We start from the raw sequence: 1,130 nt of genomic DNA on the forward strand, positions 1-1,130 counted from the left end.
ACGTCGATGCCAACACATGCGCTCTTTGAGCAGGTGTATAAAACTGCTCAGCCCAGCTAAGCATCGCAACCGCATTTTGGTGTGTGATCATCACCCCTTTTGGTTGACCCGTTGAGCCTGACGTGTAGATAACATAGGCAAGATCATCAAATGACACTCCCACATCCAAACTTGAGTCACTCTGTCGCGCAATATGCTCAATAACCGTGGCATCATCAAGCACACAGAGCGTACCTTGTGGCAACAAATTACGTCGTTCTATGGCTCGCTCAGTGAGCACGAACTTCAAGTTCGCATCCTCGCACATAAATTTCAATCGGGCCTGCGGATAAGCTGGGTCCAGCGGCACATAAGCACAGCCCGCTTTCAAAATACCCAACATGCCGACCAGCATGTCTATATGACGCTCAAAGCACAGTCCTATCAGGCTCCCCTTTGCCGCGCCTTCTGAGCGCAAATATCTGGCTACCTGATTCGCCCGCTTATCCAGCTCCGCATAACTGATACTCGCCTCGCCCTGACAGGCTGCGACCGCCTCTCCTCGCACATCGGCCTGTGCTTCAAATAAGCTCACTAAGCTGTCCGTTGCCGGATAAGGGCGTGCCGTGTCATTCCACGTGCTTAACTGCCTGTTTCGCTCTTCATCCGTTAACATCTCCAGCTGACTGACCGCCTGGCTGCCGCCCGCTTCTAAAGCCGCTAACAACGACGACAGCATCGTCAGAAAATACCCCGCAACACGCTCTGCGCCGACACTGCTGTCTACTTGAATATCCAGACCAAAACAATGTGCCTGGCCTAAATCTTCCACCGACACATTAAACGGATAATTGGTTCGTTCATAATTGTCTATTACTCTCGGACCTGACCCTGTTTCTACTGCCTCGACTTGTGTATGTCGGTAGTTCAGAACCGCACTGAATAGTGGCATTTGAGTATCCACACCACTACAGCGCTGTGCCTCAGATAAGGGGGTCTGCTCATATTCTAATAAGCCTTGCAAGCGCGTGTTGACCTGCGCTATCAGCTCACTGACCTCACATTTGCCTAAACTCATACGCAGCGGCAAGGTATTGATGAATACCCCCATCATGCTGGCCGCTTGTGCGGTGCCCTGTAGTCGTCCCGAC

Annotated in this window: 1 protein-coding gene; it reads right to left on the reverse strand. The window is 51.8% G+C overall.

The window, feature by feature from the left end; all coding sequences use genetic code 11:
• Positions 1-1,130 (reverse strand): AMP-binding protein (locus C3B51_RS22820; RefSeq protein ID WP_165389228.1); only part of this gene is annotated, 1,130 nt, incomplete at both ends.

Source organism: Pseudoalteromonas rubra (genome assembly GCF_004212645.1).
GTDB lineage: Bacteria > Pseudomonadota > Gammaproteobacteria > Enterobacterales > Alteromonadaceae > Pseudoalteromonas > Pseudoalteromonas rubra_G.